The sequence below is a fragment of the Microcoleus sp. A6-C6 genome (genome assembly GCF_036705955.1).
Taxonomy (GTDB): Bacteria; Cyanobacteriota; Cyanobacteriia; order Cyanobacteriales; family Microcoleaceae; genus Microcoleus.
Genome location: NZ_JAUBVR010000001.1, coordinates 283,525 through 308,343, shown reverse-complemented (window position 1 = coordinate 308,343; position 24,819 = coordinate 283,525). Strand labels below are relative to the sequence as shown.

At 45.6% G+C, this 24,819-nt stretch carries 18 protein-coding genes; 13 read left to right on the top strand and 5 right to left on the bottom strand.

The window, feature by feature from the left end; translation table 11 throughout:
- The first annotated feature begins 117 nt into the window (after positions 1-117).
- On the top strand, positions 118-6,222 hold the full coding sequence (locus tag QUB52_RS01345; protein WP_332972063.1) for a hybrid sensor histidine kinase/response regulator: 6,105 nt from the start codon (positions 118-120) through the stop codon (positions 6,220-6,222).
- Between the two features lie 4 nt (positions 6,223-6,226).
- A complete protein-coding gene (locus QUB52_RS01340; RefSeq protein WP_332972064.1) occupies positions 6,227-7,726 on the top strand; it encodes a hybrid sensor histidine kinase/response regulator in 1,500 nt (499 codons plus the stop codon).
- A gap of 54 nt (positions 7,727-7,780) precedes the next feature.
- Here QUB52_RS01340 and QUB52_RS01335 read toward each other — a convergent pair whose 3' ends face one another.
- Complete coding sequence (locus QUB52_RS01335) at positions 7,781-8,206, bottom strand: DUF6335 family protein (protein WP_332972067.1); 426 nt, start codon at positions 8,204-8,206, stop codon at positions 7,781-7,783.
- A 392-nt stretch (positions 8,207-8,598) separates the two neighbouring features.
- Positions 8,599-8,805 carry a hypothetical protein gene (locus QUB52_RS01330; RefSeq protein WP_332972068.1) on the bottom strand — a complete coding sequence of 69 codons (207 nt, stop codon included), beginning with the start codon at positions 8,803-8,805 and terminating at the stop codon, positions 8,599-8,601.
- A 163-nt stretch (positions 8,806-8,968) separates the two neighbouring features.
- Between QUB52_RS01330 and QUB52_RS01325 the strand changes: the two genes are divergently transcribed.
- The 5 genes from QUB52_RS01325 (at position 8,969) to QUB52_RS01305 (ending at position 13,851) form a co-directional block, all read left to right on the top strand.
- A complete protein-coding gene (locus QUB52_RS01325) occupies positions 8,969-9,382 on the top strand; it encodes a peptide chain release factor 1 (RefSeq protein WP_332972069.1) in 414 nt (137 codons plus the stop codon).
- A gap of 157 nt (positions 9,383-9,539) precedes the next feature.
- Positions 9,540-10,388, top strand: a complete 849-nt coding sequence (locus QUB52_RS01320; RefSeq protein WP_265237990.1) for an ABC transporter permease — start codon at positions 9,540-9,542, stop codon at positions 10,386-10,388.
- A gap of 91 nt (positions 10,389-10,479) precedes the next feature.
- On the top strand, positions 10,480-11,337 hold the full coding sequence (locus QUB52_RS01315) for an ABC transporter permease (RefSeq protein ID WP_265237989.1): 858 nt from the start codon (positions 10,480-10,482) through the stop codon (positions 11,335-11,337).
- Positions 11,338-11,388: 51 nt separating this feature from the next.
- The gene (locus tag QUB52_RS01310) at positions 11,389-12,450 is read left to right on the top strand and encodes an ABC transporter substrate-binding protein (RefSeq protein WP_265237988.1); all 1,062 of its coding nucleotides are present in this window, start codon (positions 11,389-11,391) and stop codon (positions 12,448-12,450) included.
- Between the two features lie 312 nt (positions 12,451-12,762).
- Complete coding sequence (locus tag QUB52_RS01305; protein WP_332972070.1) at positions 12,763-13,851, top strand: ABC transporter ATP-binding protein; 1,089 nt, start codon at positions 12,763-12,765, stop codon at positions 13,849-13,851.
- A 25-nt stretch (positions 13,852-13,876) separates the two neighbouring features.
- Here the strand turns inward: QUB52_RS01305 and QUB52_RS01300 are convergent, their stop codons facing one another.
- Positions 13,877-16,033, bottom strand: a complete 2,157-nt coding sequence (locus QUB52_RS01300; protein WP_332972071.1) for a protein phosphatase 2C domain-containing protein — start codon at positions 16,031-16,033, stop codon at positions 13,877-13,879.
- Positions 16,034-16,370: 337 nt separating this feature from the next.
- Between QUB52_RS01300 and QUB52_RS01295 the strand changes: the two genes are divergently transcribed.
- Positions 16,371-16,802, top strand: a complete 432-nt coding sequence (locus QUB52_RS01295; RefSeq protein WP_265237983.1) for an NfeD family protein — start codon at positions 16,371-16,373, stop codon at positions 16,800-16,802.
- A 120-nt stretch (positions 16,803-16,922) separates the two neighbouring features.
- A complete protein-coding gene (locus QUB52_RS01290; RefSeq protein ID WP_265237981.1) occupies positions 16,923-17,891 on the top strand; it encodes an SPFH domain-containing protein in 969 nt (322 codons plus the stop codon).
- 57 nt (positions 17,892-17,948) lie between these two features.
- Here QUB52_RS01290 and QUB52_RS01285 read toward each other — a convergent pair whose 3' ends face one another.
- Together QUB52_RS01285 and QUB52_RS01280 are read right to left on the bottom strand one after the other, a co-directional pair.
- Positions 17,949-18,140 carry a hypothetical protein gene (locus tag QUB52_RS01285; protein WP_265237979.1) on the bottom strand — a complete coding sequence of 64 codons (192 nt, stop codon included), beginning with the start codon at positions 18,138-18,140 and terminating at the stop codon, positions 17,949-17,951.
- Positions 18,116-18,508, bottom strand: a complete 393-nt coding sequence (locus QUB52_RS01280; protein WP_265237977.1) for a Fur family transcriptional regulator — start codon at positions 18,506-18,508, stop codon at positions 18,116-18,118. Before QUB52_RS01280 ends, QUB52_RS01285 begins: the two co-directional genes overlap by 25 nt.
- Before the next feature lie 254 nt (positions 18,509-18,762).
- Here QUB52_RS01280 and purS point away from each other — a divergent pair, with 254 nt between their 5' ends.
- The 4 genes from purS (at position 18,763) to QUB52_RS01260 (ending at position 24,817) form a co-directional block, all read left to right on the top strand.
- A complete protein-coding gene (purS, locus tag QUB52_RS01275) occupies positions 18,763-19,047 on the top strand; it encodes a phosphoribosylformylglycinamidine synthase subunit PurS (protein WP_265238000.1) in 285 nt (94 codons plus the stop codon).
- 338 nt (positions 19,048-19,385) lie between these two features.
- Positions 19,386-20,087, top strand: coding sequence for a phosphoribosylformylglycinamidine synthase subunit PurQ (gene purQ, locus QUB52_RS01270; RefSeq protein ID WP_332972072.1), 702 nt, complete (start codon positions 19,386-19,388; stop codon positions 20,085-20,087).
- 346 nt (positions 20,088-20,433) lie between these two features.
- Positions 20,434-22,473, top strand: coding sequence for an ATP-binding protein (locus QUB52_RS01265; protein WP_332972074.1), 2,040 nt, complete (start codon positions 20,434-20,436; stop codon positions 22,471-22,473).
- The gene (locus QUB52_RS01260; RefSeq protein WP_332972075.1) at positions 22,466-24,817 is read left to right on the top strand and encodes a hypothetical protein; all 2,352 of its coding nucleotides are present in this window, start codon (positions 22,466-22,468) and stop codon (positions 24,815-24,817) included. The genes QUB52_RS01265 and QUB52_RS01260 overlap by 8 nt, the downstream gene beginning before the upstream one ends.
- Positions 24,818-24,819 lie beyond the last annotated feature (2 nt).

Sequence of the window (24,819 nt, the reverse complement as noted above, 5' to 3'; positions counted from 1 at the left end):
GCAAGTTTTGTCAGCCAACCCTACTCATCACCCCTCTAACACAACTAATTAACTTTCGTCAATAGCACAACTCCTGCAAATTGGCTGCAAGCCATTTAACTTCACATTTATTAAACTATGATTTTACTAACAGGCTATCAAATCACCGAAAAAATTTACTCTGGTGTCAATACTGTGATTTATCGGGGAATCTGGCAAAAACACAATTTGCCAGTCATTGTCAAAACCCTGAACAGCGAGTATCCAACTCTGGAAGAAATTACCCGCTTGAGACATGAATATAAAATCCGAACTAATCTAAAAAACATCGAAGGAATTGTCAACTGCTACAGTTTAGAAACTAATCACAATGGTGTGGCGCTGACATTAGAAGACTTTGGAGGCTTGGCTTTATCTAATTTTTTAATTTCCACCAAACTTGACTTGAAACACTTTCTCGAAATTGCCGTTGGACTAGCAAAAAGTTTGGGTAAAATCCATCAAAACCAAATAATTCACAAAGATATTAAACCGCACAATATTATTATCCATCCCGAAACCTATCAGGTCAAAATTACTGACTTCAGCATCTCCTCCGGCTTGGTTCGAGAAAACGCAACGCCCAGCTATCCCAATTTGCTCGAAGGTACGTTAGCTTATATTTCGCCGGAACAAACTGGTAGAATGAATCGGGCAATTGATTACCGCAGCGATTTTTATTCGTTGGGTGTCACTTTTTACGAGATGCTGACTGGTGAATTGCCGTTTAGCGCGATCGACCCTTTAGAATTAGTTCACTGTCACATCGCTAAAATCCCCCCCAATCCTCGCAGTTTGAAGCCGGAAATCCCCGAAGCAATCTCTGCCATCGTGATGAAGCTGTTGGCGAAGATGGCGGAAGATAGGTACCAAAGCGCTGACGGGCTGAGGTTTGACCTCGAAACTTGTCTGGCGCAACTACAAGCTACTGGCAATATATCTGATTTTACTGCCGGAAATGCCGATCGCGCCGGTCAACTCCTCATCCCCCAAAAACTCTACGGTAGAGAAGCTGAAGTCGCCGCTTTGTTGGCAGCATTTAACCGAATTAGCGGTGTCGAAAACAATATAGATTCCCATCCAGGAGTCGAAATGATCCTGGTTTCCGGTTATTCCGGTATCGGCAAATCCTGCTTAGTAAATGAAGTTCAAAAACCCATAGTTCAGCAGCGCGGCTATTTCATTTCCGGTAAATTTGACCAATTCAAGCGCAACATTCCCTACGCTTCTTTGATTCAAGCATTCCAATCATTGATTCGGCAATTGCTAACAGAAAGTGCACCATCTATCCAGACTTGGAAACAAAAATTGCTAGCTGCTTTGGGAAGCAACGGCAAAGTTGTCACAGACGTGATTCCCGAAGTCGAACTAATTATCGGGAAACAGCCGGAAGTCCCGCAATTGGGGCCGACAGAATCGCAAAACCGATTTAATCGGGTGTTTAAACAATTCATTAGCGTGTTTACCGCGCAGGAACACCCGCTAGTTGTTTTTCTCGACGATTTACAGTGGGCAGATTCCGCCTCGCTGAAATTCATTGAACTGCTAGTGACGGATTCAGAAAGCAAATATTTGCTGCTAATTGGAGCCTATCGAGATAACGAAGTTAGCGCCACCCATCCGCTGATTCAAACCATCGAAAATATTCAAAAATCTGGGGCAGAACTTCCCGAAATAGTCAGCAATATTGTTCTTAATCCCTTAGATTTGAGTCACGTACAGCAATTAATTTCCGAAACTTTAGAAAGCGAAATTTCCGAAAAAATCCAACTTTTAGCAGAGCTACTTTTTAACAAAACCCAAGGAAATCCATTCTTTTTAAATCAGTTAATCAGAACTCTTTATCAAGAAAATCTGTTAGTTTACGATTTTCCATCGGGTACGTGGCAGTGGGATCTCGGACACATCCAAGCCATTGGGATTACTGACTGCAACGTCGTAGAGTTAATCGCTCGAAATATTCGGAAGTTGTCCGCCGCAGCACAGTCAGCCTTAAAATTAGCGGCCTGTATTGGCAACCGGTTTAATTTAGAAGTCCTGGCAATTGTCAGCGAAAAATCTCAAAAAGAAACAGCATTAAGTCTCTGGGATGCTCTTCAGGCAGGGCTAATTTTGCCGCTGAGCAACGATTACAAAATTCCGCTGGTTTTTGAGGGTTCGGAAACGGGGCTGTCGGGGCTGCAAGATGTTAAGGTTGGCTACAAGTTTTTGCACGACAGAGTGCAGCAAGCAGCTTATTCTTTGATTCCCGATGGCGAGAAACAAGCAACGCACGTCAAAATCGGTCAACTGCTGCTCAATAATACTCCCGCTTCGGAGATTGAAGAAAATGTCTTTGATATTGTCAATCAACTGAATTTCGGTGTTGAATTTATCGCCGAAAAAGCAGAAAAATATGAACTGGCAAAACTGAATCTGATTGCTGGCAAAAAAGCTAAAGCATCCAATGCTTACGAAGCTGCTGTTAAATATTTGAATCTCGGTTTGGAACTGATCGACTCCCCTCAATCCTCCGTTAGCGCAGGAGACTCAAATTGGCAGACGGATTATGACTTGACGCTGAACCTGCACGTAGAAGCAGCGGAGGCTGAATATCTCAATACTAACTTTGGGCGATCGCAAGAATTAGCAGATATCGTGTTGCAACACGCGACAAACCGGCTCGACCAAGTTAAGGTTTACGAACTCCAAATCCAGTCTTATATGTCTCAAAACCAGATGATTGAAGCCCTTGATACTGGTTTAAAAGCTTTGGAAATATTGGGGGTTTCCCTGTCAAAAATCCCCCCAACGGGTCTGACTGGGATTAAATTACCTCAGCTTGAGGAACTAGAAAATGTTCCGGTAATGACTGATAGCTATCAGTTGGCCACAATGCGGATACTTTCGGCTGTTATTTCTCCTGTTTTTGTCGCCAAACCAGAACTCTTGTCACAGATAATCTTCACAATGGTGGATTTTTCGATTAAACGGGGTCATTCAGCACTTGGGGCGATCGCATATAGTTGGTATGGCTTGTTGCTGGCTGGCGCATTGGGAGAGATAGACAGTGGATATCATTCTGGACAACTAGGTTTGAAGTTATTAGAGCAATTCAATGCTAAAGAACTGAAATGCAAAGTTTATAATATGTTTAACACTTTTGTGCGACACTGGAAAGACCACGCCAGGGAGACAATCGCACCTTTGACCGAGGCGGTACAAAGCGGTCTAGCAACAGGAGATTTAGAATATACTTCTTATTGTACGAACAGCATTTCTTGGTGTTTATTTTTGATTGGAGAACCATTAGACAATGTAGCAGAAAAACAAGCCAATCACTTTAATTTAGTCCAAAATTTAAAACAAGAAGTTGCAAAAGAGTTTCTGGAGATTTCGGGTCAACTAATTTTAAATTTGCGAAATAAACCAGAAAATAATTGTCGCTTGATAGGTGAAAATTTCAGTAGAAAAGAAATGTTGCCTAGGCTGCAAAGAACTAATAACAAAATGGCACTTTTTAAGTTTTATTTGGCTAAACTGCTGCTTAATTACTTATTTAAAAGTCCAGAAAAAGCCGTTGCTGACGCATCTTTGGCGGCAGAATATGCACCAGCAGTAATTGGCTTCATGATGATCGGTACGCACAATTTTTACTATTCGCTAGCACTGCTTGCTGTGTATCCAACGGCTGACAGTGCAGAACAAGAAAAACACTTGCGCCAAGTAGAAGAAAACCAGGAAAAAATGCAGAACTGGGCGCACCACGCACCGATGAATTACCAGCATAAATATGAGTTAGTCGAGGCTGAGAAAGCGCGGGTGTTGGGAGAAAAAGACCGGGCGATCGATTATTACGATCGCGCAATTCAACATTCCAGCGAACAGGGATACATTCAGGAAGAAGCTTTGGCGAATGAATTAGCTGCGGAGTTCTACCTGTTGGCGGGCCGGGAGAAAGTTGCTAAGGTTTACATGACGGATGCTTACTACGGTTATATCCGCTGGGGTGCGAATGCTAAGGTTGCTGATTTGGAGGAACGATATCCGCAGTTAATTGTACAGATGCCGGAAAGTGAAAGTTTAACAATTAGTAACCAGACTGTAACTGCAACTTTTGCAACCGTTATCGGCAGTAACAAAGCTTTAGATTTCGCAACAGTTATGAAAGCATCTCTTGCCATCTCCGGTGAAATTATCCTCGATGCTTTGCTGGCAAAAATGATGCGGATTTTGCTGGAAAATGCCGGGGCTCAAACAGGGTATCTGATCGCGCCCAAAAATGGTGAATTTGTCATTGAAGCTGCGGGAGAAGTGGATGGCGAGGTGCGAGTGTTATCGGGCGCGGGCTTGGATGGTGCGTATCCGCGATCGCTAATCAATTTTGTCGATCGCACTCTCGAAGATATTGTCCTCCACGATGCCTGCAGCGAGGCAATTTTCAACAGCGACCCCTACATTATCGAACACCAGCCGAAATCGGTGTTATGCGTGGCGATCGTCTATCAAGGCAAATTAACAGCCATCCTTTATTTAGAAAACAATTTAATCGCCGGCGCTTTTACTCCCGATCGCTTGGAAGTTTTGAAGCTGCTTTCTTCCCAAGCTGCGATCGCCCTGGAAAATGCCCGCCTTTACACAAACTTAGCAACGGCCAACCAACAACTAGCAGAATACAACCTTACCCTAGAAGCAAAAGTTAAAGAACGCACCCAAGAATTACACGAAAAAAACTCGCTGCTTTCCGAAGAAATTAAAGAACGTCAAAAAGCCGAAGCCACCGCCCAAGATGCCAGCCGCGCCAAAAGCGAATTTTTAGCTAACATGAGCCACGAATTGCGAACGCCCCTCAACGGCATTTTAGGTTACGCTCAAATCTTTAAGCGCGACAAACATTTATCAGCGCAACAACAGGAGGGAATTGGCGTTATTCACCGCTGTGGCGAACACTTGCTAGCTTTGATAGAGGATATTTTAGACCTTTCTAAAATCGAAGCTAGAAAAATGGAACTCGTGCCAACAGAGTTTAATTTCCCCGATTTTCTTCAAGGCATAACTGCAATTTGTAGCATTCGAGCAGGTCAAAAAAACATAGCTTTAAATTGCGAATATCTTTCGCCTCTTCCCGCTGCTATCTCTGCTGATGAAAAGAAGTTGCGCCAAATTTTGATTAATTTAATTGGTAATGCTGTTAAGTTTACTGAAAGCGGTGGGGTTACTTTTAAGGTTTCCGCAGTGGATTGTGTAAGGGATGGAACCGGAACTGAAGTCCTTAGTACAAACGTGAAGATTCGGTTTCAAGTAGAAGATACGGGAATTGGGATTGCTGCTGATGAATTGCCAAAGATATTTGCACCTTTTGAACAGGTAGGTAATAGTCCCCGCCATACTGAGGGAACAGGCTTGGGATTGGCGATTAGTCACCAATTAGTTGAGATTATGGGCGGTGAATTGAAAGTAGAAAGCACTTTAGGTAGAGGTAGCATTTTCTCCTTTGAGTTAGAGTTGCTAGCAGTTGACAGCCCCGATCAAAATAAAAAGTATTACCCCCAAAATATTAAGGGTTTCAAGGGTACTAATAAGAAAATTTTGGTGGCGGACGATCTGTGGGAAAATCGCTCAGTTTTAATTCACCTGCTGGAACCGTTGGGTTTTGAAATAATTGAGGCAACAAACGGTCAAGATTGTGTGAATAAAGCTCTAGAATTTCAACCGGATTGTATTTTGATTGATTTGGTGATGCCGGTGATGGACGGATTTGAAGCGATGCGACAAATTCGCAAGTTGCCCCAACTGCAAAATGTGGTAGCCATCGGCACTTCTGCTAGTATTATGGAAGCAGAAAAGCAGGAAAGTGTAGCAGCGGGATGCAATGCTTTTATTCCCAAGCCGATCCGGGCTGAGGAACTTTTAAATTGCTTGCAAGTTCATTTGGGCTTAGAATGGATTTGTGAGGAGTTGCAATACCCGAATGCGGAATCTGAAGTTTTTCACAATCAATCTCAAATTCAGCATCAAGAAATCATCGCTCCTCCCGCCGATGAAATCGCTTTACTCTTTGACTTAGCCATGATGGGTGACTTAGGAGGTATTCAAAAACAAGCAGAAAAATTGGTAAAACTTGATGTTAAATATGTCTTTTTCGCCAACCATCTCAATCAATTAGTTAAAGGTTTTGAAGAAGTGAAAATATTAGAATTTGTAGAACAATACAGGAATCAGTAAAAATATGAGCATATTACCTTGGGAAGAAAGCGCAATTTTGATCGTTGATGATAACCCGAATAATTTGGCAGTGCTGTTTGAGTTTTTGACGGAATCGGGGTTTAAAGTGTTGGTGGCGCGGACGGGAGAGAGCGCTATCAAAAAAGCTGAATACTCACTGCCAGATTTGATTTTGTTGGACGTGTTAATGCCACCGGGAATTGATGGGTTTGAAACTTGCCGGCGTTTGAAGGCTGGCGATTTGACAAAAGATATTCCAGTGATTTTTATGACGGCGCTGAATGAGACGAAAGATAAGGTGAAGGGATTTAGTTTGGGGGCTGTTGATTACGTTACTAAGCCGATTCAAAATGAAGAAGTTTTAGCTCGCGTTAAAGCGCATTTGAGCGTCTGCAAGCTGACTCAAAAACTTCAGCAGCAAAATGTCCGAATGGAACAGGAAATTGTCGATCGCAAACAAGCTCAAATTAACCTAGAACAATTGGCTGCTGAGTTGGAAAAACGGGTAGAATCGCGCACTGTGGAACTTTCTCAAACTAACGACCTACTCAAGGAAGAGGTGAACCAGAGGCAGCAAACACAGGAGAATTTGCAGAAGTCCCTGGACAAGCTCAAGCAAGCTCAATCCCTGTTAATTCAAAGCGAAAAAATGTCGGCTTTGGGGCAAATGGTGGCGGGGATTGCTCACGAAATTAACAATCCGGTGAATTTTATCTGCGGTAATCTCAATTACGTTCGCGATTATGCTGAAGATATTCTCAAGGTGCTAGATCTTTACCAACAGCACTATCCCGATCCGGCACCGGAAATAACATCAACAGCAGAAGCGGTGGAGCTAGAATTCATCCAGGAAGATTTAAGGAAAATGCTAAACTCGATGCAGGTAGGGGGCGATCGCATTCGCGAGATAATTCTGTCTCTGCGGTCTTTTTCGCGGCAAGAGGGGGGGGAAATGCAGCCGATTGATATTCATGAAGGTATTGATAGCACGCTGATGATTTTGCACAATCGGCTGAAATTTAAGGCGAATCGTCCCGCGATTGAGGTGATTAAGGAATACGATCCTGATTTGAAAAATGTAGAGTGTTGCGGCGGGGAGATCAATCAGGTATTTATGAATATTTTAGCTAATGCGATCGATGCGATCGAAGAATCATGCAGTGAAAAAACTGTCGAGGAAATTAAAGCAAATCCCTACCTGATTCGGATTTGTACGAAAGTCAGCAACTCCAACACGGCAATTATTAGAATTTATGACAGCGGGGCGGGAATCAGCGAGGATTTGTGCGATCGTATTTTTGACCCGTTTTTTACCACAAAGCCGATCGGCAAAGGTACGGGAATCGGCTTGTCAATTAGCTGGCACATAGTCACAGAAAAGCACGGCGGCAGTTTGCAATGTTGTTCGACACCAGGCCAAGGAACCGAATTTGCGATCGAGCTGCCAATTCGACAAAAAGTTAGAGAAATGGCGACCTCCGGTTCCCAAATTGGAGGCCGTTAATTATTGGTGTCAAATTAAGACTAAAAAAATATTCCAAAACTGTAACAAATAAACCTATAAATCCGGCTGTTCCTGATAATCTTCCGCAGAACTAGGGTCTAATTCCCACCTATCTTCATCTCGGTGATTGAGCATATCTGCTGTGTGCAAAATAGCTCCATCGGCCATTTCTATACCCGCCGCAGCTCCGAGTTCATCAACCATATCTTGGTCGGGATTTGGAGCGCTTCCCCCCACTAATTTCTCGCCCGTGGCCCTTTCTTGTTCCGCCGCAGCAACCTCGCCATCGTCGCCGCTGATTTGGGAACTGGTTGAACCGTATTCCGAACTGCTGTCGTTCAAGGTTGTGATTTCGTATTGGTTCAATCCCGGTTCAACGATAATGCCAGTGCCGTAAGATTCGGTAATTTCTTGAGGCAAATTGCTGGAATTATCGCGCTCTTCTGCTAAATTTTCAGCTCGTTTATTTTGCTGTGCCATGATGTTTTCTCCTGAGTTTTTTTAAATCTATTCAATACTTCGGGATTTTGCTATTGGCTTTAGCTGAATTGTAATTAACTGCCAATAGCTGTAATCAAGGAATGACAATTAAATAACTATTGATTTTTGCTCGTTTTGCTCGTTACCAGTCAGAGCGAAAGTAATGCAAATCAGGAGGAATATCCTCTCTTTACCTCGCCGCTTCTCGATAGAGAACAGTGTGGCAGATGTTTGAGTTATTAAATTTTCCTCATTAATTATAATAATAACTGCTATTTAAGCTGTTAGCTTCTATCCCAAGAAATAGCTTGATTTGGCTCGGCTCTTTCATTGGGAATACAAAAAACATCACCCTTTCACAAGGGCGATGCTTTTTCAAAGGAGCACTAATTCTATTCGGGGAAATCAGGGGTTATCCATTTGGGTGGTTCCCTCCGTTTCTTTCTCAGCGCTTCCTCTGCCATTTCTAGCATTTGGTCGAGAGAAGTATTTTCAATAAAGTTTGACGTTGCCGCTGCGTATTCCCGCTTCGGGCACTTGTCGCCCAAAACGCAGCCGTTGACGCAAGCTACAGCACAATCGACAGTGTTCTCCACCATAACTTTTTTCCTTTCAGGGTTCCATTAGCAGGCAGATGCTCTGGTTAAATTTGTCAAGAGACTGCCCTGTATGTTCATTTTACTTTACCTAAAGACGAGCAAGATGTCGATCGCCAGCGCAAAACTGTTATAAAATCAAAGGAACCTACCAAATTTGCCGATCGTGAGTAACTTTCTGCGCCGTTTAAAAATTTTACCTTGGCGAGAAATGCTGCAAATTGCCGCCCTCGTCAACTCAATTGTGATTGGACTGGAGCTATTTTTAGCATGGGGTTTCACGCAATCACGGGTAATCCGCAACATCCTGACACTTCTATACGGTTCCTCCCTCGGAATATTGATACCTTTTGTTACAGCAGTGGGAATGGGAGCTTTAGCAGTGTACTTTTTGGAGTATTGGCAGCAGCATTTTTTGCTCAACCGGACTAATTTGTGGGTTTTAGTTTTGTGCGTGTTTTTAGGTTTGGTATTAAAGTCATTCCTGCCCATACCTCCTTTTTTAGCCAGTTTATCGGAAGCTGCACTAATCGGAGTTACGGTGGGAATTTTTTGGAAGGGCCGGCCTTATTGGCGATAGTTTTTAGTCATTGTAGGGTACGCACTGCTATAGAAAGTCAAGGTATCTGCTGACATTGCGTACCTCTTGATTCTTGATTAATCATGAGATAATTGAGAAAATGCGGATTTGATATAAAATGTGTTGGATTATGTGCTAAATTTCCATTGAGTGAATAATGAGTATTAAAAACCGCCAGCAGACTAACCTGTTGCTGCTATTATTCCCCGCCACCGCATGGCTGATAATTTTCTTCATTTTGCCAGTGCTAATTGTACTTTTGTACAGTTTCTTAGAACGCGGTACTTATGGCGGTGTTACTTGGGTATTTACTCTCAGCAACTACCAGCGTTTGTTCAGCGGACTTTTTTTGGGGGTAATTGGGCGATCGCTCTTTTTAGCTTTTTTGACAACTGCGGCTTGTTTGTTAGTTGGCTATCCCCTAGCATTCTTCATCGCCACCCGTCCTCCCCGCTGGCGAAACGCCTTGCTTTTGCTGGTAATTATTCCATTTTGGACTAACTTTTTAGTGAGAACCTACGCCTGGATAATTCTGCTGCGTAGCGAAGGAGTAGTTAACACAGCCTTGCAAAGCCTGCATCTGATTAACGAACCGTTAAATTTGCTGTTTACGCCTTTCGCTGTGGCGATCGGTCTAATTTACGGCTATTTACCTTTTATGGTTCTACCTTTATATTCTAGCATAGAACGCTTCAACTTTTCATTAGTAGAAGCCGCTCAAGATTTAGGCGCAAATGATATTAGAACATTCTGGCGCGTATTTTTACCATTGACAACTCGCGGCATTGTTGCAGGCTCAATTTTGGTTTTTGTTCCCGCAGTTGGAGCTTTCATCACACCTGATATATTGGGCGGCTCTAAAACAATTATGGTGGGAAACTTGATTCAAAATCAGTTTATGAAAGCCCGCGACTGGCCTTTTGGTTCCGCCCTTTCTATGTTGTTAACAGTAATCATATTGATTCCTGTTTTGGTTTACTTCCGCGTCTCTGATGAAAGTTCATAAATGGTGTGCATCGCGCACCGTACATTTAAGATAAAATGCCCAATGCCCAATGCCCAATGCCCAATGCCCAATGCCCAATGCTCAATGACTAATGACTAAAACAAAACTAGATTTGCTCGTGCGGGCGATCGGCAAAAAGTGGCTTTGGGTACAAGCTGCACTAGCATTTGCCTTTCTCTACTTGCCAATTCTCATCTTAATCATTTACTCCTTCAACGCTTCCAAATTTAACGCAGTTTGGCGCGGTTTTACCCTCGATTGGTACGGCAGCTTGTTTAGCAATGCAGGTGCGACTCTTGCTACCAGCAGCAGCGCCGGAATTTTGCCAGCACTTAGCAATAGCTTGCTAATTGCAGCGATTTCGACGGCTTTAGCGACAATTTTCGGTACCATGCTCGCGCTAGCGCTGGAACGCTTTCATTTTCTGGGACGAAAAGCCGTAGAAGCTTTACTGTTTTTGCCGATTATTATGCCCGAAATTACGATCGGCATTTCGCTGCTAGTTTTCTTCACCCTAGTATTTCGGATCGTAGAAAATCTCACAGGAATTCACCTCAATCTCGGCTTACCTACAGTAATTATCGGTCACATTGTCTTTAATATTTCATTTGTGACGATTACTGTCAGGGCACGTTTGGCGGAACTCGATCCTCAATTAGAACAAGCAGCCTTTGACTTGGGCGCTAACGAATGGCGGACTTTTTGGCGCATCACTTTTCCTCTAATTTGGCCCGCAATTTTCAGCGCTGCACTGCTGGCTTTTACCCTGTCTCTCGATGATTTTGTCGTGACATTTTTTACCACAGGCGTTGGTTCCATGACGCTGCCACTATTGGTTTACGGCATGATAAAATTTGCAGTAACACCAGCAATTAATGCCATCTCAACTTTGATGCTGCTAGCTTCTTTATTGCTGGTTGTATCGTCGCTAAGAGTTCAAAAAAGCTAAAAAACTTGCTTTGTGTGTCATAATTAATTTCGCCTACAACTAACAAAACCCATGAAACGCCTCCTGACTTTCTTACTTTTGTTTGTGATCAGTGCAACGGTGGTTTTCGGCTGTAGCCGCACAGGCGGCAACCAGCAGCAAGTCCTCAGCATTTACAATTATGCAAGTTATATCGCTCCAGAAACGATCGCCCAATTCGAGAAAGATAACAACGTTAAAATTCAATACGACACTTTCGAGAACAGCGACGCACTCTACGCCAAACTCAAACAGGGAAATCCCGGTTACGATGTAATATTTCCCGCCGATTACATGGTGAAAATCATGGCAGCCGACAATATACTTGAGCCGTTAGATTCCCAGAAAATTCCTAACACAACAAATCTGGATTCGAGATGGATGAACCAAACATTTGACCCTGGCAATAAATATTCATTGCCTTATCAGTGGGGAACAATGGGAATTGGCTACAACGTAAAAGTAACCAAGGGCGAGATTAACAGTTGGGGGGCGATGTTCGATGCTAAATATACGGGGAAAATAGCATGGCAAGATGATGCCAGATATACTTTTGCAGCGGTTTTAATGTATTTAGGATTTGATCCAAATACAACTAATCCCGAAGAAATCAACAAAGCCCGCGACTTGCTGATTAAAAATAAAAATATGATTACCGCTTTTGTCCCCGACACTGGTCAAACTCTGCTCGATCAAGGAGAAGTAAACTTGACAATGGAATGGAGCGGCGATATTTTTCAGGTGATGAAAGACAATCCAAATCTCCGCTATGCTATTCCCAAAGAAGGAACAATTGTTTTTTCTGATAACATGGCAATTCCCAAAGGTGCACCGCACAAAGAGTTAGCTGAGAAATTTATTAACTTCATTTTGCAGCCAGAAGTAGGTGCTACAATTTCCAATTTCACCCACTATGGTTCGCCGAATAAAGCAGCAATAGACAAAGGTTTAATTGACCCAAAAGATTTGAATAATCCTCAAATTTACCCGCCGGCTGAGGTGTTGGGCAAACTGAAATTCTTGCAGGATGTCGGGAAAGCAACTGCATTGTACGATCGAGCTTCGACGGAAGTTAAAGCAGGGGCAGGAAAGTAAGCGATTTCACATTTAAATTGCCGATTTGGGCCGGCGTCGAAGCCCGCCCCACAACAGTTTGATTATTTATTGGTCAGCAATTTAAATGCTGATTAGTAGTTTGTAGGGTGTGCACTGCGCACCGATTGAATTTGTAACCAAGGCTTGCTTTAGGGGTGCGTCAGAGAGGAAATTATTGAGTAGCTGGTCGTCACATTCAGCCCGCTCCGCACCCTACAATAAGTTGAAACTGAAACTTAGTCAACCGGTGCGCAATGCGCACCCTACAAGATTAGTTGGTGCGCAATCCGCACCCTACCAGGATAGATAATAATGCACGCCGTCGAAATTTTAGACATTTCCAAAATATTTAAAAGTGCCCGCAGTCAAGATTTCTTGGCTGTAGACAATCTCAACCTGCAAATTAAAGATCGCGAATTCTTTTCTTTGCTGGGCCCTTCCGGCTGCGGCAAAACTACAACTTTGCGAATGATCGCGGGTTTTGAAATGCCCACAGCGGGCGAAATTTATATCCACGGCCAACCAATGCAAAATCGCCCGCCATTTCACCGCCCTGTGAATACGGTGTTTCAAAATTATGCTTTATTTCCGCACATGACTGTAGCACAAAATGCTGCATTTGGGTTGGAAATGGAAAATTTACCTCAGCCAAAAATTCGCGATCGCGTGGCGGGAGCTTTAGCATTAGTACAGTTAACAGATGTAGAAAAACGCTATCCCCGCCAACTGTCAGGGGGACAGCAGCAGCGAGTAGCGTTGGCGAGGGCGTTGGTTAAAGAGCCTTCTGTTTTGCTGTTGGATGAACCTCTGGGAGCACTGGATTTAAAATTGCGTAAAGAGATGCAATTAGAATTAAAAAAAATGCAGCGATTATTGGGAATTACGTTTATTTATGTAACTCACGATCAGGAAGAAGCGCTCACCATGTCGGACAGAATTGCAGTGATGGAGGGAGGAAAACTGCAACAAGTTGGGACGCCTGTTGATATTTATGAATATCCGAAAACGCGGTTTGTTGCTGATTTTATTGGGGATAGCAATTTTTTGACCGGGCGAGTAGTAGAAAGGCAACAGGGTCAAGTAGTAGTGTTGGTTGACCAGGAGTTGCCTGTGTTAGTTACGACAGCAGAAGATTTGCCGGCTGGGAAAGTTGTTACCCTGGTGTTGCGGCCGGAAAAAGCTGCTATTTATCCGGCTAATTATGATGCTGAAAATGGCTGGCCAGGAACAGTAGAAGAGGCGATTTATCTTGGCACTGATACGCGCTATACGGTGCGCTTGACTGCTAAAAGCTCGATCGCCCTTCGCAGACAAAACTTGCACAGAGATGACTTACAGCGGCACAAAGTCGGTGATAGCGTTCGAGTCGCCGTGCCGCCGGAAAGTATCTGCATTTTTTGAAACGTCCTGCTGAATTCGCTCTCCCTTACTGCGGTGAGGGTGACGGAATCTCCGCCCCTGGCGAGGGAATCTCCGCAGGACTCGATTCTGGGGGCGGCGCGGGAATCTCCGCAGGACTCGATTCTGCCGAAGGCGAGGGACTCTCGGCACCGGGGGAGGGAATATCCGCACCGGGGGAGGGAATATCCGCAGGAGTTGGGGCGGTAGTTTCCGGGGGTGGCGGCAGTTGTTCGGGATCAGGCTGAGGGTTTTGGAGGCTGCGCACCCACAAACCTAAACCCGCGAAGGCTAGCATCAGCGCCAACAGTCCCAGCAGTGGCCCCAAACGGTTGGGTTTCTGTTTTTGAACTGGTTCCGGGGCGGGGGCTGTTTCGGGGTAAAGCAACTGTTTGGACGATTCAGAAAGCTGAGATTCTGGCATTCTCCCTGTCTTTTGGAGGGATACCGAGCCTGATACTGAGGGTGACATCGGTAGCGACACCGACGGTGACTTACTGTCGGGTATCGACTGTGATGCTGGTAGCGACGACGCCGTATCGAACAGTACCAGTCTCTCCGGCGACATCCGACAGTAAGTCATCACTACAGAGGTGTTGTCGTAACCGTTTTTCTCGTTGGCGAGGCGAATCCAAGACTCAGCAGCGGCTTCCAAGGACATTTTGCCCTCAAGTACCTCTGGGCCGTAATTCTGCCAAGATTGCTCTACCCAGTCGTTATCGCTCAAACCGTCGGAACACAGCAGCAGCAAGCCTTCTTCTTCGACAATAAATCGCTGAATCGTCGGGCGCAGAAAATCGCCGTCGCGCGTGCCCAAAGCTTGAGTCAGGGCTCCTGCGTCCGATCGCAATTGAGTCTCCCAGGATAAACTGTGTCCTAGGTGCACTTCCCTGGACGCTACATCGTCATCGACAGTCAGCCGCTGACAGTAATTTTTGCCAATCCAATAGGCGCGGCTGTCTCCAACATTTACCAAATAAAGTTCGTGACTGTTATTCGACGGTACATCCTCGGAAACTTTCACTTTTTGAGGCAATTGGAGGGCCATCACCAAAGTGGTGCCCATGCGCTGACGCAACTCTTTTCCCTGCTCGTTATTTTGAGCGGAAATCACGTTATTGACAACTTTCACTATTTCTTCGAGTTGCTTGATGACCATTACTGGTGCCATCAACTCTTCTTGTTCGGCGATTTCGGAGAGCAAATTTTGGATTAAAGCTTTCAGTGACTGCACGGCTAATTGACTGGCAACTTCTCCTCCTTCGTGGCCTCCAACCCCGTCGCAAACCATTGTCAAGTAAGGAATTAGTTTGTCGTTTCCGGCACTTTTGAGGGATTGAAAATCAGCAGCAGTTGGATAGCAACTATCTTCATTTTGGGAGCGCTGTGGCCCGGTATCGGTGATGCCGACTACTTCTAAATGCAGAGGCAATTTAGCAGCTTGTTCTAATAGTAAATCGTTGAGTTCCAGGGCGATCGCATCTAAATTCATGCTGCGGCGGCGCATAAACAGACAAATCTCGCCGAGTTTCGACTGTATATCGGGCTGGGCTGATTCCACCAAACCCGACCACACATCTCCCAAATCCTTCAGCGTCGGTACAAAATTACCCCGATGTAGTTCCAGCAGACGAACCCGCCAACCTTCCACCCGCAAATTTTCCGGTACCAGCAAACTCGCAGCGACTCCTTGTTCCGACAGGGGCTCCCACAGTTGGAGCATTTGCCACAGCCAGTAAACTTGGCGCGTGGCACTTGTCTGAGACCAAGCTTGTAGAATAGAAGGATACAGGCTACCGAAATTATTGACTGGCACATTTTCCAACAACAGCACTTCTGTCGCTTCCGCTGCTTCCCCCAGGTCACAAAAACCGTATACTTCGGGCGTATGCAGCCGTTGGGGATACAAATGCAGGTAAGGCATAATGGTATCCGGCAGTTGTTCTGGAACGCTTGGAGTGAGAGATGGACGGCTGTCGAGCCAGATTTGGGGTGCAATGACCAAATATCGATCGGCGATTACCCTACCAGCGGGCACTTCCTCGACTGCTGGGCCAACCGCCCACAAATATCGATAAATTAAATTGGTTTCGCAAGCTGCACACTGCTGGCGGCCAAAGGTATTGCCGGGATCGGGACAGCTCAGATTCGCGCAATAAATGGGTTGTGAGAAACTACTGATCATATCGAAATAGTTTGTGTAAAAACATTCTGAAGATATATGATTCCCAGGCTCGAATTCACGAACTTGAGAATAAACTGATTTTAGCCCCTATCAATTTCTTAACTGCCTTTGGGGCCCTAGAAATTGTAGTTGCTGCCAGTCTCGATCGGCTTAGATTTGTAATCTAAGTTACTAAACTCTGACTTTGAGTACAATGGAAGCCTCAACCTGGTACCGCGATGTGAACAATCGCTCCTGAGGGCTGGCAAGTCGCAAATCCTTGCAGAGTCTGTTGTTGGCAATTCTGAAATCTCAAATTTCAAATCTAAGAATCTAAATAGTATCACTATTCCTTTTTATGATCTGGACTCCCACGCTCCTTTGGCTGCTAGCTGGGACTTTGCTCTGTTTGGCAGAGTTATTTCTCCCGACTGCTTTTGTCGCTTTTATGATGGGACTGAGCGCCTTCGCCGTAGCTGGATGCTCTTTAGTTCTACCTTACGTTAATTTACAAATATTCCTGTGGATGGTATTTTCGACAGTTTTTGTGCTGCTGTCCCGGCGGTTGATACCAAAAGGTAAGGTAAGGGCGATCGCAGATTCTCAGGAAGCAAAAACTTTAACAGAAATTCCATCAGGAGAATCGGGTCGAGTGATTTATGAGGGGAATTCTTGGCAAGCTCGTTGCGAAGACACTTCTACCGCCATCCCCCCCAACCAAAACGTAATTGTTGTGGGACGGAAAGGCACTACTCTGATAGTTTTGCCAGAAAACTTATTGCATTCTTAAACAAAATGCGTAATCGATCGCCGACAATTAGTAGTTAGTCATTAGTCAGTAGTCATTAGTCAGTAGTCAACAGTCAACAGTCAATCAATATTTAACAGTCAAAATTGATAGGAGTCAACTGTGGAACAATTATTTTTACTCGTGTTTTTAGCACTAGGCGGTTCAGCCCTCGCAGGTTCCGTCAAGATTATCAATGAGGGAAATCAAGCATTGGTGGAGACTTTAGGTAAATATAATGGCAAGAAACTCGAACCAGGTTTGAATTTTGTGACGCCGTTTCTCGATCGCGTAGTTTACGAGCAAACTATTCGGGAAAAAGTCTTAGATGTTCCCCCGCAAGCTTGTATCACCCGCGATAACGTTTCGTTTACGGTTGATGCTGTGGTTTACTGGCGGATTGTAGACTTGGACAAAGCCTGTTACAAAGTTGAAAATCTTCAGTCAGCAATGGTAAATATGGTGCTGACTCAAATTCGCGCGGAAATGGGTCAATTGGATCTCGAACAAACTTTTACGGCTCGTTCTCAAATTAATGAAATCTTGCTCAGAGATTTAGATGTTGTTACCGATCCTTGGGGAGTGAAAGTAACGCGGGTAGAATTGCGCGATATTATCCCTTCTAAAACTGTACAGGAATCGATGGAATTGCAGATGGCAGCCGATCGCCGAAAACGGGCGGCAATTTTGACATCGGAGGGCGAACGGGAGTCGGCAGTTAACAGCGCCAAAGGTAAGGCGGAAGCACAGGTTTTGGATGCAGAAGCGCGTCAAAAAGCGACTATTTTGGAGGCGGAAGCTCAACAAAAGGCGATCGTCCTGAAAGCGCAAGCAGAACGCCAAAGTCAAGTTTTGAAAGCTCAAGCTACTTCGGAGGCTTTGCAGATTATCGGCAAAACCCTGCAAAATGACCCCAATGCGCGGGAAGCTTTACAGTTTTTGTTAGCTCAAAACTATTTGGACATGGGCTTAAAAATTGGCAGCAGCGACAGTAGCAAGGTGATGTTTATGGATCCGCGCAGCATCCCCGCTACGATGGAAGGATTGCGATCGATGGTTGGGGAAGGTAATAGTAATGAGGTGAAGAAATAGAAAAAGGGCGATCGAAATCGCTCCTATACAAGCAAGAAAGGGCGATTGAAATCGCTTCTACACAAACGATGTCCGCCTCCGCGGACTAAGAATTAATTCAACCCGCGCAGGCGGGTTTCGTCTGTATAGCAGCGATTTCAATCGCCGAGTAAGAACGATATAAGTTTTTCCTTCTTCCTTCTTCCTTCTTCCTTCTTCCTTCTTCCTTCTTCCTTCTTCCTTCCCTAAGATTCTTGAGCCAAAGTACACCGATCGCACAATCCGAAAAATTCCAATGTGTGATAATAAATTTTGAAAGAATGTGATTGTTGTAGTTGGCTTTCTAAGTGATGGACGGGGCACTCGTCGATCGTAATGGACGCGCCGCATTCGAGACAAGTGAGGTGATGTTGGTCTTGATGGGCGGCACCGTAGAGAGATTCGCCGCTAGCAAGGGTTCTGACGTGAACGAAGCCCTCTCGCTTTAAACCGTCGAGGGAGCGGTAAACGGTTGCTAAGCCCATGCTTTGGTCGCTGTTACGCAGTTCTAGGTAGATATCTTGCGCTGAGAGCGATCGATTTAAGGTCTTGAGCAAGTCTAAAATACGCTCCTGACTGCGGGTGCGGTTGGTTCTCATAATTTTTTTGTGTAATCTGCTGGAATCACATTTGTCCCTGCTTCTAGGCTATCTCACTTGGGGGAGTCATACCAAATCCTCGTCTACAGAAGACTCGGCGGTTGAAACCGCGTCTACACATACGAAGTCTGCCTCCGCAGACTGGGGAATAAGAGCGTATTTAAGCCCGGATTTGGTGTGGAAGGTCGATCGCGCGCAACCTGGTTGTAGAATACAATGGCGCTAACTTGCACATCACCTACCGCAACATTCCCGTGACTCAGAAATATCTTGCCCAAATCTATGTTACCCTTCGCCCTTCGGTTTTAGATCCTGCCGGCACTGCCGTACAGTCTGGTTTGCAACACATGGGATACGACAATGTTGAGGGCGTCCGCATCGGGAAGTACATTGAATTGACGCTGACTGCTGCGGGCGAATCGGAGGCCCGCGAACAACTCGATCGCGTTTGCGACCAACTTTTGGCGAATCCAGTTATTGAGAATTATCGCTTTGATTTGACGGCAATTGCTGTACCTGTCGAGACAGCAGGGGTATAAATGCGATCGCCCCTAGGGTGTTTTTCAACCCGGAGATCCCCCCTAACCCCCCTTAAGAAGGGGGGGACAAGAGCGTTCTGAAAGTCTTTGTTAAAAAGCGGGGACAAGAGCATTCAAAGTCTTCGTTAAAAACACAAGAACTAGAACGACTCAAAGTCCCCCTTCTTAAGGGGGATTTAGGGGGATCTAGACTTTGATACAAGCGAGAGAAACCTAAGATTTCAGTCTTAAGTTGACACCTTTTCCTTCTTCCCTCTTCCCTCTTCCTTCTTCCTTCTTCCTTCTTCCTTCTTCCTTCTTCCTTCTTCCTTCTTCCTTCTTCCTTCTTCCTTCAGCTTATGAAATTTGGAGTTATTGTTTTTCCTGGTTCAAATTGTGATCGCGATGTGGTGTGGGTGACTCAAGGGTTGCTGCACCAACCGACGCGGATGATTTGGCACGAAGATACGGATATTTCGGATATTGACATCATTGTAATTCCCGGCGGTTTCAGTTACGGAGATTATTTGCGGTGCGGCGCGATCGCCCGTTTTTCTCCGGCGATGCGGGCTACGGCAGAACACGCCAAACAAGGAAAGCTTGTACTCGGCATCTGCAACGGTTTTCAGGTGTTGACAGAAGCTGGTTTATTGCCCGGTGCGCTTGTGCGGAATGCGGGATTGAATTTTATTTGCGATCGCGCTTCTTTGAAAGTTGAGCGGGGTAATACTCCTTGGACTGCCGCTTATACTTCGGGTGAAATCATCGATTTGCCGATCGCCCACGGGGAAGGCAACTATTATGCCGATGCCGATACTTTAGCAGAGCTAGAAGAACACGATCAAGTGCTGTTTCGCTACTGCACAGAGGCGGGCAAAATTAGCGATGCTGGCAATCCCAACGGTTCGTTAAATAATATTGCGGGCATTTGTAATCGCCAGGGCAATGTGTTAGGAATGATGCCGCATCCTGAGAGGGCTTCTGATCCAATGTTGGGCGAAACTGATGGGGTGAAATTGTTTCAAGGGTTGCTGATGGCTACTGTGGCGGCTGTTTTGTAGTTCGTAAAATTTACGCTTGTAGCCGAGGCCAGATCCCCCCTAACCCCCCTTAAGAAGGGGGGGACAAGAATCTTCTCGAAGTCCCCCGACTATCGGAGGGATTTAAGGGGGATTCTGGCCTTAAGAATGGGAGGACAAGAATCGTCTCAAAGTCCCCCTTCTTAAGGGGGATTTAGGGGGATCTGGCCTCGGATAAAAGCGAGATTTATCAACGGTTTCAGGTTTAAGCTGACACATATTAGCAGTGCCGTTTCCCTACGGGGGGATTTATTTCGTGATTGCTCCTACCTTGTAGCAATTCTCTCGCCGCGCTAAACTACGGCAAAGTGAGAAAAATATTTAATTTATGCCACAGATAGATTTAGCAAATATTAAAACTAGGGTACTTGGATGCAGCGCGGTGATGACTGTCGGGCAAGTTATTTCTACTGTGCTCAGTGGGCCGGGGGCGGAAGCGGCAGCGGCGATGATCGGCGGCCCGATCGCAGTTGTGGGTGTTTCTGTCTTAGGAACGATCGCAACTAATCTAGCTGGGAGTCTGATGGCGGATGATGTGGGAAACCACATAGTCGATCGCTTGGCGAAGAATAAGCAGATCCTCGACAATCACGATTTGACTAGGGCGGCGGGTGAGGCGATCGGCTATATTCTCAAGTCAGTGGCGCGATCGGCTGAATTAACAGAACTTGCCAAATCTAAGCATTTGCCCGACCCTAAAAAAGCACTCAACGAATTAGCCGAAGAAAGTATTACCTATTGGCTCAATATTAACACAGAAGTTACCGATTCGTCAAGTGTTTTAAAGATTTCCGAAGACCAACTTACTAAGATTTTTTCTGCTGATAGTTTTGATGAAGTTACGGGATTGACTGTGGAAGATTGGGGGATTTTTGTCAACAGATTCGCGGCGAGTGAGTGTAAATCCTTCGATGGTGAAATCGTGCAGCTTGTGGCGCAGAAACTGCACACAATTTTTCCGCAAGCGTTTCGGGAAGTGCTAAAACAGGATGCCGAGACTGGCGGGCAGAAGTTTGCGGCGATGGTGTTGAATCTGCATCAAATTGCTTTGGCTGAGCTCAAAGATTTGGGGCTGCAAAATCGCGAAATTCTCGATAAATTGGAGGCTGTGGCAACTCAGCAGCAGATTTGTCAAGTGATGGCGAAATTGGCATCAATAGAAATTGGCATCCGATCCGATTTAGGGCAAATACAGGATTTGCTGCAAAGATTAGTTGATACTTCCGCGCCTCGATTGCCGCTTCCCTACGAGTGCGAGACGATTATTAATGATAAAGTTCAAGACTTTACCGGCCGGAAATTTGTGTTTGAAGCAATGAGTCGCTTCTTGCTAGAAAATCAGAAAGGCTATTTTGTTTTAGAAGCAGATCCGGGAGTTGGCAAAAGTTCAATTATGGCGATGTGTGTGCTGCTGCTGAAGCGCCGCTGCGTTGCCCATTTTAATTCGCAATCTCAAGGCATTGTCCGGCCAGAACAATTTCTGGAAAATGTCTGCACTCAGTTAATTAAAGGTTTTAAACTCGATTATCCAAAATTGCCGGAGAATGCCACGAGAGATGGCAATTTTTTAGGGCGGTTGTTGGGGGAAGTTAGCGCTAAATTGAACGGCAAAAAGTTGATTTGTGTGGTGGATGCGCTGGATGAAGTGGATTTGAGTTTGCAAGGACGCGGTAGCAATGTGCTGTATTTGCCGGATTCTTTGCCCGAAAACGTTTATTTTATTGTCTCGAAGCGGCCGGAAACTCTGTCTTTACCAAATCATCAGGTTTTTGATTTGATGCAATATAATGCCGAAAGTCTGGAAGATGTCAAGGCTTATATTGAAAAACGCACCAGCAATAGTTTGTCAATTCAGGAGTGGATTAATCGTCAAAATTTGAGCCGGGAACAGTTTGTGGCAGTTGTGGCAGAGAAAAGCCAAAATAATTTTATGTACCTCCGCTACGTGCTGAATGATATCGACAGCGGCAAGTATAGCGATGTCAGTTTGAAAGATTTGCCGAGGGAGTTGGAAGGATATTATGAGAAGCACTGGGCGCGGATGGAAATGGCGGTTAGGGATAAAGAATTGCGCCGCCGGAAGTTGAAGGTTATTTATTTGTTGACTAAAACTCGGAAGCCGGTTTCCTGCGATATTTTGGCGGATTTTGCTGAGGAAGATGCCTTAGACGTGCAGGAAGTTCTGGATGATTGGAAGCAGTTTTTGCGGCGCAGCGGCGATACTTCTCCTGATTACAGTATCTATCACGCGAGTTTCCAAAGATTTCTCCATCGTATCGATGTGGTGCAGAAAGCTGGGGTGTCGCTGCGGGATATCGAAACGGCGATTTCTGATAATTTGTGGGAGGATTTGTACGGCGATGAGTAAGTTTAAACAAAACTTGGGGAAAATGTCGCCACAAAAGCGGCTTTATGCTTTGGAAACTCTGCCGGGGCATTTGGCACAGAGTGTGCAAGGGGAAAGGCTGCATCAGTTGTTGACGGATTTCGATTTTGTTGAGGCGAAGTTGGAGGCGTTGGGGGTACAAGCGTTAATTGAGGATTATGATTTGGCGATAATTTCTGATGTGTTGCTGTCGGATGGGCAAAGTGAAACTCTGGGATTGATTCAAGGAGCAATTCGCAAGTCGGCGCACGTTTTGGAGAAGGATAAAATGCAGCTTGCAGGGCATTTGTTGGGGAGGTTGCTACCTGATGAAATAACTATGAGTATAAATGAAGATAAGTATATTTGGGAGTATTTACCATTGATTTCTAGGTTTTACCCCCGTAAACCTGTCAAAAAAGTGACGGAAAAAATTTCGTCTCCTGATGACATTCAAGCCATGCTAGAACAAGCAAAGCAGTCGAAAAATACTCCTTGGCTGCGGCCTTTGAGGGCTAATCTGGAAAGGGCAAATGAGGGTGCGCTGCGGACGCTGGCCGGTCATACTGACGGGGTAAAAGCAGTGGCGATCGCACCAGACGGCAAACGAGCGATTTCGGCTTCAGGCGATAAAACTCTGAAAATCTGGGACATCGACAGCGGCACGGAACTCAGAACTCTCACCGGTCATACTGGCGAGGTATGGGGAGTAGCGATCGCACCCGACGGCAAACGAGCGATTTCGGCTTCAGGCGATAAAACCCTGAAAATCTGGGACATCGACAGTGGCAATGAACTCAGAACTCTCACCGGTCATACTGGGGAGGTATATGCGGTCGCGATCGCACCCGACGGCAAACGAGCGATTTCGGCTTCAGAGGATAAAACCCTGAAAATCTGGGACATCGACAGCGGCACGGAACTCAGAACTCTCACCGGTCATACTGGTTATGTATTAGCAGTCGCGATCGCGCCAGACGGGAAACGAGCGATTTCGGCTTCAGGCGATAAAAAAATCTGGTACGGGGATAAAACCCTAAAAATCTGGGACATCGACAGCGGCACGGAACTCAGAACTCTCATGCGTCGTCATTTTAGGTCGGTATTATCAGTTGCGATCGCACCAGACGGCAAGCGAGCAATTTCGTGTTCAGGTGGCGATAAAACCTTGAAAATCTGGGACATCGACAGTGGCAGGGAATTGAGAACTCTCACCGGTCATACTGGTGTGGTATTATCAGTTGCGATCGCACCAGACGGCAAACGAGCGATTTCGGCTTCAAGGGATCGTACTCTCAAAATCTGGGACATCGACAGTGGTAATGAACTCAGAACTCTCACCGGTCATACTTATGCGGTAACAGCAGTCGCGATCGCACCAGACGGCAAGACAGCGATTTCCGCTTCAAACGATCGAACCCTAAAAATCTGGGACATCGACAGCGACAGGGAATTGAGAACTATCGCTGGTAATATTCGGGAGGTATTTGCAGTAGCGATCGCACCAGACGGCAAGACAGCGATTTCGGCTTCAAGGGATCGCACTCTCAAAATCTGGGACACAGACAGCGGCAGAGAACTGAGAATTCTGATTGGTCATACTAGAGAGGTAGCAGCAGTTGCGATCGCACTAGACGGCAAGCGAGCAATTTCTGGTTCCTGGGATAAAACCCTCAAAATCTGGGACACAAACAGCGGCAGGGAACTCAGAACTCTGATCGGTCATACTGACGGGGTAAAAGGAGTCACGATCGCACCAGACGGCAAGACAGCGATTTCGGCTTCAGACGATAACACTCTCAAAATCTGGGACATCGACAGTGGCAGGAAATTGAGAACTATCACCAGTCATACTGAGTCGGTAAATGCAGTCGCGATCACACCAGACAGCAAGACAGTGATTTCTGCTTCAAGGGATTACACCCTCAAAATCTGGGACATAAACAGCGGCAGGGAACTGAGAACCCTCACCAGTCATACTAGCGAGGTATGGGGAGTAGCGATCACACCAGATGGTAAACGAGCGATTTCAGCTTCAAACGATCGAACCCTCAAAATTTGGGACATCGACAGTGGCACTGAAATCAGAATTCTCACCGGTCATACTGACTCCGTATGGGGAGTAGCGATCACACCAGACGGCAAAATAGCGGTTTCGGCTTCAGACGATAAAACCGTGAAAATCTGGGATCTGCTTAGTGGCAAGGAAGTTGCTAGTTTCAGCGGAGATGGTGGGTTTGCTTGCTGTGCGATCACCCCTAATGGAGTGACAGTTGTAGCGGGCGATCGATCGGGCCGGGTGCATTTCCTGCGTTTGGAGGGAATGGGGGATTTGGGCGATGTTTGAGA

Coding starts and splice junctions, on each gene's coding strand:
- QUB52_RS01345 (WP_332972063.1), top strand. CDS start 118: ATGATTTTACTAACAGGCTATCAAATCACCGAAAAAATTTACTCTGGT.
- QUB52_RS01340 (WP_332972064.1), top strand. CDS start 6,227: ATGAGCATATTACCTTGGGAAGAAAGCGCAATTTTGATCGTTGATGAT.
- QUB52_RS01335 (WP_332972067.1), bottom strand. CDS start 8,206: ATGGCACAGCAAAATAAACGAGCTGAAAATTTAGCAGAAGAGCGCGAT.
- QUB52_RS01330 (WP_332972068.1), bottom strand. CDS start 8,805: ATGGTGGAGAACACTGTCGATTGTGCTGTAGCTTGCGTCAACGGCTGC.
- QUB52_RS01320 (WP_265237990.1), top strand. CDS start 9,540: ATGAGTATTAAAAACCGCCAGCAGACTAACCTGTTGCTGCTATTATTC.
- QUB52_RS01315 (WP_265237989.1), top strand. CDS start 10,480: ATGACTAAAACAAAACTAGATTTGCTCGTGCGGGCGATCGGCAAAAAG.
- QUB52_RS01310 (WP_265237988.1), top strand. CDS start 11,389: ATGAAACGCCTCCTGACTTTCTTACTTTTGTTTGTGATCAGTGCAACG.
- QUB52_RS01305 (WP_332972070.1), top strand. CDS start 12,763: ATGCACGCCGTCGAAATTTTAGACATTTCCAAAATATTTAAAAGTGCC.
- QUB52_RS01300 (WP_332972071.1), bottom strand. CDS start 16,033: ATGATCAGTAGTTTCTCACAACCCATTTATTGCGCGAATCTGAGCTGT.
- QUB52_RS01295 (WP_265237983.1), top strand. CDS start 16,371: ATGATCTGGACTCCCACGCTCCTTTGGCTGCTAGCTGGGACTTTGCTC.
- QUB52_RS01280 (WP_265237977.1), bottom strand. CDS start 18,508: ATGAGAACCAACCGCACCCGCAGTCAGGAGCGTATTTTAGACTTGCTC.
- purQ (WP_332972072.1), top strand. CDS start 19,386: ATGAAATTTGGAGTTATTGTTTTTCCTGGTTCAAATTGTGATCGCGAT.
- QUB52_RS01265 (WP_332972074.1), top strand. CDS start 20,434: ATGCCACAGATAGATTTAGCAAATATTAAAACTAGGGTACTTGGATGC.
- QUB52_RS01260 (WP_332972075.1), top strand. CDS start 22,466: ATGAGTAAGTTTAAACAAAACTTGGGGAAAATGTCGCCACAAAAGCGG.